The sequence below is a fragment of the Acidobacteriota bacterium genome (assembly GCA_030774055.1).
Lineage (GTDB): Bacteria > Acidobacteriota > Terriglobia > Terriglobales > Acidobacteriaceae > JACPNR01.
Genome location: JALYLW010000134.1, coordinates 1 through 7,298 on the forward strand (window position 1 = coordinate 1; position 7,298 = coordinate 7,298).

Here is a 7,298-nt window from a genome sequence, read left to right on the forward strand (position 1 = left end):
GCTCATCACCGCCCGCCTCGTTGATGGTCGCCGCGTTCGACAGCGGCTGGCGTTCTCCCCGATCTCCACGGTCGCGCTCGCCCCGACCGCCCATACCGGCGCCCGGCTCGGCCACGGCTGCCGGAGGCAGCGCGTGGTGTGGGTCAAGGTCAGCCGCGCGGGCCGGCGGCGCGGCGTCGCCCTCCTTGGGGGCGCGCTCGTGCGTCCGCAGCGCCACGTGGTCGAACTCTTCCTGATCTTCTTGTTCTTCGAGGAAATCGGTTACGTAGAGGAAGGCATCGCGCTCCAGCCCGAGGTCGACGAACGCCGACTGCATGCCGGGAAGCACGCGCGTGACTCGGCCTTTGTAGATGGACCCGGCGAGGGTGTATTCGTTCTCGCGTTCAAAATAAATCTCCGCGAGCTGATCGTCTTCCACGATGGCCACTTTGGTCTCGTGTGGCGTGGAAGAGACAAATAGTTCTTTCGACATTTTTGCTCCGTCTTCCGGTCCCGGCAAGCCGGGAACGCGGCTAGCCGGCGCGGAGCGATGCGGATCGGATCGGACGAAGCAGAGCACCGCCCGGCTGTGGTGAAGCACCACGGCTGGGACCGGTGTAAGTGACTGGGATTCGCTTTACGTCGTGCGGAATCTTTGCACCTTTTCGCGCTCCGCACCGGACTTGTGACCACTCTGTCCCGCATTCACGGAGACGGGGTCGTTACCTGTCCGGGCGCGCTTCTCTCTTTTTCGCGATCCTGATCCGGCCTCGCTTGTTCCGGCCGGCCCTGCTGCCCCGTAGGGCGTGAAATCCGTTTTCTTTCCGCCCTTCGGCGGTCGATCTTTTGCTTCTACTGGCCTAGTTCACGAAGCGGCGCATGCGGATGTTGTTGACCAACCCGAGCGCCAGGAACGTGAACAGGACCGACGAACCGCCGTAACTCATCAGCGGCAATGGTATTCCGGTGACCGGCATATACCCGACCACCATGCCGACGTTGACCAGGAGGTGGAAGCTCAAGATAGCCACTACCCCCATCACCACCAACGTCCCGGCGCGGTCAGGCGCCGTCTGGGCGTTGTGTATCAACCGCATCAGCAGAACAAAGTATAGCAGCAGGACGAACAGGCAGCCCACAAATCCATGCTCTTCCGCCATGGCCGCGAAGATGAAGTCGGTCTGCGGGACCGGCAAAAAGTCGCCCTGCGTCTGGGTCCCCTTGGCCGTGCCCTTCCCCCACAACCCTCCGGAACCCACCGCGATCAGGGATTGATTGATCTGGTACCCCGAGCCCTGCGCATCCACCTCCGGGTTCAAAAACGTACTCAGGCGTTGTTTCTGGTAAGGCTTGAGCGCGTAGTGCCAGCCCAGCGGCGCCAGCATCGCCGCCACGATCACGATCACCGCCGCGTGCTTGAACTTTATCCCGCCCAAGAACAGCGCCATCACCAAGACCGGGACGAAGGTGAGTGCAGTCCCCAGGTCAGGTTGGCGCAACACCAGCAGGAAGGGCACGCCGGCGATCAGTCCGGCTTTCACGATATCCGGGACCGTGGCCTCTTCCCTCACATTGTCGGAAAAGTATTTGGCCAGCGCCAATATCAGGATCAGCTTCACCCACTCCGAGGGCTGGAAGTGCTGGCCTCCCGGCAGCATGATCCAGCGCTTTGCGCCCAGGTAACGCCGCCCGAAGAGCGCCACCATCACCAGCGACACCAGCGCCGCGATGTAGAACCAGTGGACGTTCTCGAGCAGCATCTCGTAGTTGATCAGGCTGACGAGGAACATCAGCGCCACCCCGGCTACGACCCAGTAGATCTGCCTCACGTGCAGCGCGCTCGCAGCGAACTTCGTGCTCATGGTCGCGGTATAGATCTCGGTGATGCCGATGCCGCAGATCACCAGCGTGACCGCCAGCAGCGCCCAATCGAAATCGCGGAAGGATAGATATTTAGTCATTTGGTCACTTCGTCACCTTCCGCCTCCGGCTGCAGCCACGGTTCCGGTAACCACGCCGTGCTTGCCGTACCTAAGGACGCCGGCCGGCTTAATGACGTTGACATCAGCCAAGCCCGGCGCCGCCCTGACCGGCTTCTTTGGCTCGCCGCCGCTCGCGATCACGAACCTGCCACCGTGCAAGTGCTCGCCCCCCTCGCCCGCTTCACTTTCGTCACCAGAAGAACTCTCGGACCACACCGCCGCCATCTCGATGGGCCTGCTCGCGCCTTGCGCCACCTTGGTTGCGCGCTTGCGCCGCTTGTCCACGTAAGCCTTGACCACCTCTGCGGCAAGGTGGGCAGCGGCCGAGCCGTGCTCGCCCTCTTCCATCAGCACGACCACCACGATCTCCGGATTACGCCGCGGCTCCACGCCCGCGAACCATCCGTTATCTTTGAACTGCGAGCCTTTCAACACCTTGCGGGCATCGTTCGAGACGACTTGCGCCGACCCGGTCTTGCCGGCAAAGTCGATGCCTTCAAGATGCGACGCCGCCGCCGTGCCGCCCGGATTCACCACTGCCGCCATGGCGTCGGTGATGGTGTTCCAGTTCTCCGGATCGATCTCGACCCGCGCTTCCGAGCGGCTCGTCACCATCGCCTGCTGATACTTCCCCTGGAAATCCTCCGGCTGCGTTCCCGGATCGACCACGTGCGGACGCCGCAGCATGCCGCCCGAGTTGATCGCGCCGATGGCGCGCGCGAGCTGGATGGGCGTGGTCGCCACCGCTCCCTGCCCAATACCCACGGAGATGGTCTCGCCCGCGTACCACTTCTGCTTGTAGTACTTCGCCTTCCACTCTTCGCTCGGCATCACGCCCGCCACTTCCTGCGGCAGGTCCACGCCGGTGCGCTGTCCCAGGCCGAGCGCCGTCGCCCACTTCGCGATCTTGCCGATGCCCAGCCGCTCCGCCAGGGTGTAGAAGAAGACGTCACACGATTGCGGGATGGCGCTATGGATGTTGATCGCGCCGTGTCCGCGATGCTGCGCCGAGATCCAGCACTTGAAGTAGCGTCCGTAGAAGTTCGCGCCCCCGGGACAGTTCACGCGCAGCTTCTGCGCCACGCCTTCTTGCAATCCCGCCACCGACATGATGATCTTGAAGACCGAGCCGGGAGCGAGCTGTGCCTGCGTGGCTTTGTTCATCAGCGGCTTGCCCGGATCGGCGAGCAGCGCGTTCCACTCCGCCCGCGGGATGCGCACCGCAAAATGATTGGGATCGAAGACCGGCCGCGAGACCAGCGCCAGGATCTCGCCCGAGCGCGGATCCATCGCGATGACGGCGCCGTTCTTCCCCGTCGCGTTCAGCGCTTCTTCCGCCGCGATCTGCAGGTCGAGATCGATGGTCAGCTTGATCTGCTTGCCCGGCGTGGCCGGCGTCTCGTCCTTGCGCCCGACTTCCTTGCCGTGACTGTTGACGATCACGTTGCGAAAACCGTCTTGCCCCATCAGCCAGTCGTTGTATTGCGCCTCGACGCCCGATCTTCCGACCACGTCGCCCGGCTCGTAGAGCTCGTAACGCGGATCGTTGAGCATCTGCTCGCTGACCTCGCCCACGTATCCGATCACGTGCGCCATGAAGCCGTCTTTCGGATACAGCCGGCGATGCACCATGATGGTGTCGAGGTAGCTGAGCTCGTTGCGATGCGCCTCGATGAATGCCAGCTCGTCGGGCGTCACATCGTCTTTCAACACCATGGGCTGCGTGGGCGGCTGCGAAGCGAAGCGCCGGATGCGCGAGCGGATCTCCTCCGCGGGCATGTGCAGGCCGTCGGCGATCTTCTCGATGTCGGGAGGATTGGTCTTCAACGATTCGCGCAACAGCAGCACGGAAAATGACGGATAGTTGTCTACGATGATGCGGCCTTCGCGGTCAAGGATCTTGCCGCGCGGCGCCAGGATGGGCATCTTGCGCACGCGGTTCTGCTCCGCCAGCGCCAGGTATTCATCGCGGCTCGCCACCTGCAAGCGCGCGAGCCGCATCGTCAGCACAACGAAGATCACCAGGATCGCGTACTGCACGAACGTCAGTTTTATCTGTGGGACTTTTTCGCCGCGCTCAGCCACGGAATCGCTGCCGCCTCTGCCCACAAGTGTACCGCTAGTCGCAAGCGGAGGGCATACGGGGAAAGGCTTAGGGCGGGGGTTCCAGCGGACTACTTGGCGGCCGGCCTTTGAAGGTTACTCGATCCTCGTCCCTTTCGCTGGCTGACCACGGAGCAGAAACGTCTTGGGATATCTGCCTTCACCGCATAGCTTGAAGGAGCCGAAGTCTTTGAACCATGGCCCATCGGGCGCTTCGGGAGCGCCCTCCTGCCACTCCTTCAACCGATGGATATCATCGAATGAAAGCTCCCGCTCGCGCGCGCGCAAGAACAGGTGCTTGCGCAGGTCGACGGGAAGGTCGTCCCACTGGATTCTCGGCATCTACCTACCGAAAGTCATCCGCGCCAGCTCTTCCGTCAACCGCTCGATCTCCGCAGGGTCATTCGTTGCTTGCAGTCGGTTAGCCAGTTCGAAGAAGAGTCGCTTCTCGGCTTCCTTCGTGTTGAGTCCCTTTTCAATCACCAGCTGATAGACCTGACTGGGCGGGCGGTTCTCCCGCTGTGCCAGCTTCTTGATGCGACTGTCGACTTCGGCCGGGACCGAGACGCTGCGGCGGACCATCTTCTTTGACTTCTGCGTTTGCGCCATGGCACTAGCTTACACCACTTTGCACCGAACTGGTTCTACTATGACCTACTCCACCACCGGCAGCTCGATCGCGCTCGCGGCCTGCGGCGTGTGCCACACCCGCTGCGTGGCTTTCACGAAGTCGCCCGGTTTCGCGAACATGATGTTCGGGACGAACGTCTGCGGGTTGCGGTCGTAGAGTGGGAACCAGGTCGACTGCACCTGCACCATGATGCGATGGCCGGGCAGGAAGGTGTGGCTCACCTGGGGCAGCGCGATGCGATATGGCAGCGCCTCATTCGCCTTGAGCGGCGCCGGGTTGGCGGGGTCCTGGCGGTAGCGACCGCGGAAGATATCCGCCGCGAGCATCTGCTGATACCCGCCGAGCTTCCGGTTCGCCGGCACTTCATCCGGCCACACGTCGATGATCTTCACCACCCAGTCAGAGTCTGTCCCGCTGGTCGAGGCGAAGAGCCAGGCGATGGGCTGGCCGGCGACCCGCAGCGGCGCGGACAGTGGTTCGGTCTCATAGACGAGCACGTCGGGACGCGACGCCGCAAAGCGCTGGTCATCCACCAGCCACTCGCCCCAGGTGGAATCCGGTGCGTATCCGCCCAAGGTCGGCCGCTGGCGATACGAGACCGGCTTTGCCGGATCGGAAACGTACTCGTCATATTTCTCGCCCGCCGCGGCGGGCACATCAAACCCGAGCTTCCCGCCCGCCAGCAGATACATCTTGCGCGAGGCCTGCGAACAGCCTTGCGCGCAAGCGCGCGGCCAATCGTCGTAGCGCTGCCACTGGTCCGCTCCTGTCTCGTACATAAGGACGCGCGGAGTGTCGGGCTGGGGAGCATCTTTCAGGTAGTGATCGAGGAAGGGCTGCATCACGTTGCGCCGGAACCAGGTCGCGGTGTCGCCTTCGAACTGGATGGCGCCGATGCCGCGGCCTTCGGCCCTTCCCTGCCCGTGGCTCCACGGACCCATGACGAGATGCACGAACTGGCCACGCGGATCGCGCGGCGCCAGCGCGCGGTAGAGCGCCGGCCCACCATAGATATCTTCCTGATCGAACAATCCCGAGACGATCAGCATCGGGACTTTGAGCGGTTCCTTCGCGAGCAGCTTGTCCACGGCTTGTCCCTGCCAGTAGGCGTCGTAGGCAGGATGCTGCGCCAGCGCGCGCCAGAAGCCGAGCTGGTCGAGGCCGCGCGATTCCGCCATCGCGCCGGCCGAGCCGGCGCGGAGATATTCGTCATAGGTATCGCGCGTGCCCGACCACCAACTGTTGCCGCTGCCGCGCGACGCTTCCTGGTCGTAGATGTAATCCAGGGTCGCGTCCTGGCGGAACGCGCCGTTGTGGAACCAGTCGTCGCCCATCCAGCCATCGACCATGGGCGCAAACGGCACGGCCACCTTGAGCGCCGGATGCGGCCGCACCGTGGACATCACCGTGGTATAGCCTTCGTACGAGCCGCCGATCGTGCCCACGCGGCCGTTCGACTCCGGCACGTGCTTCACCAGCCACTCGATGGTGTCGTAAGTATCGGTGGCGTGATCGACCTTGGTGGGATTGAGCGGACCGATGAGCGGACGCGTCATCACGTAGTCGCCTTCGGAGCCATATTTTCCGCGGATGTCCTGGTAGACGACGATGTATCCGCCGGCCACCGCCGAATCGAGCATCTGCGCGGTCACGGTGGCCAGGTGCGGACTATTCTGCCGCGACGCCCGCCCCGCCGCGTTGTACGGCGTGCGGTCGAGCAGCATCGGCGCGCCCTTCGCGCCTTTCGGAATAAGGATGAAGGTCTTCAACTTCACGCCGTCGCGCATCGGGATCATCTCTTCGCGCTTCACGTAGTCGAACGTGTCGGTCTTGGGCGTGAACTTCGCCGGAGTGTCGCCCTGCGCGAACAGAAAGCTGCTGCAAGCGGTCAGTAGAAGGATCAGTCGGCGGAGATTTCGCATTCTCAATGCTCCGATTTTGGTTCCTGATTATGGATGAAGCGGCGAAGCGATCGCTCAACCCCGCCGCTTCAACTTGTCCAGCATCGCGAACAGCACTACCGCCAGCAAGCCGTTGGCGAGCGCAGCGCCCAGCGTATGTCCCCACGCCCATGGGATGTCTTCTGAGACCAGGTTGCGCGCGACGGCAAAGTAGATCGCCTGGTGTACCAGGTAAAACCCAAAGCCCATGATGATGCGCGAGCCCGGGTTCTCCACGTCGAACCGCACGCCGAGCGACGACGCCGCGAATCCCACCACCGTCTTCGAGATGCCATACATCCCGATGGGATGGTGCGTCAGCGAATCTTGTAGCAGACCGATGAACATCCCGGTGGCCATGCCGGTTAGCTGGTTGCGCCGCGCCACGGCGAAGAAGATAGTGACCAGCAATGGCAGGTCGAACACGCTGAGTAACCGCAGCCGTGTTCCCAGGAGCGATTGCAGCAGCAACGCCGCGAGCGGCACGCCGATCGTCGCCCACAGTGAGAATCTGTGGACCTCGATCTGTTCGCGCGATGTGTAAGTGACGTTCGCCAAGCTCAACGGGGATTATCCCCCGGAGGATTATCACTCGGCGTCTGGGTTTGCGGTTTTGTTTCCGCCGGCTTGGTGGCGGGTGGAGTTGGTTGCGGCGCGTTCGCC

Annotated in this window: 7 protein-coding genes; all 7 read right to left on the reverse strand. The window is 63.1% G+C overall.

From position 1 onward, the window contains the following. Window positions 1–472, reverse strand: a 472-nt coding sequence (locus M3P27_11205) for a ribonuclease (GenBank protein ID MDP9268874.1), incomplete at its 3' end; no start/stop codon positions are given. Between the two features lie 367 nt (window positions 473–839). After that, window positions 840–1,940, reverse strand: a complete 1,101-nt coding sequence (gene rodA, locus M3P27_11210) for a rod shape-determining protein RodA (GenBank protein MDP9268875.1) — start codon at window positions 1,938–1,940, stop codon at window positions 840–842. A gap of 12 nt (window positions 1,941–1,952) precedes the next feature. Beyond that, window positions 1,953–4,046: a penicillin-binding protein 2 gene (mrdA, locus tag M3P27_11215; protein ID MDP9268876.1), complete on the reverse strand. Its 2,094-nt coding sequence runs from the start codon at window positions 4,044–4,046 to the stop codon at window positions 1,953–1,955. Window positions 4,047–4,160: 114 nt separating this feature from the next. Continuing rightward, window positions 4,161–4,406 carry a hypothetical protein gene (locus tag M3P27_11220; GenBank protein ID MDP9268877.1) on the reverse strand — a complete coding sequence of 82 codons (246 nt, stop codon included), beginning with the start codon at window positions 4,404–4,406 and terminating at the stop codon, window positions 4,161–4,163. Next, a complete protein-coding gene (locus tag M3P27_11225) occupies window positions 4,407–4,673 on the reverse strand; it encodes a hypothetical protein (GenBank protein MDP9268878.1) in 267 nt (88 codons plus the stop codon). A gap of 45 nt (window positions 4,674–4,718) precedes the next feature. Next, window positions 4,719–6,617: a CocE/NonD family hydrolase gene (locus tag M3P27_11230; GenBank protein MDP9268879.1), complete on the reverse strand. Its 1,899-nt coding sequence runs from the start codon at window positions 6,615–6,617 to the stop codon at window positions 4,719–4,721. A 54-nt stretch (window positions 6,618–6,671) separates the two neighbouring features. Beyond that, window positions 6,672–7,193, reverse strand: coding sequence for a rod shape-determining protein MreD (gene mreD / locus M3P27_11235; protein ID MDP9268880.1), 522 nt, complete (start codon window positions 7,191–7,193; stop codon window positions 6,672–6,674). Window positions 7,194–7,298 lie beyond the last annotated feature (105 nt).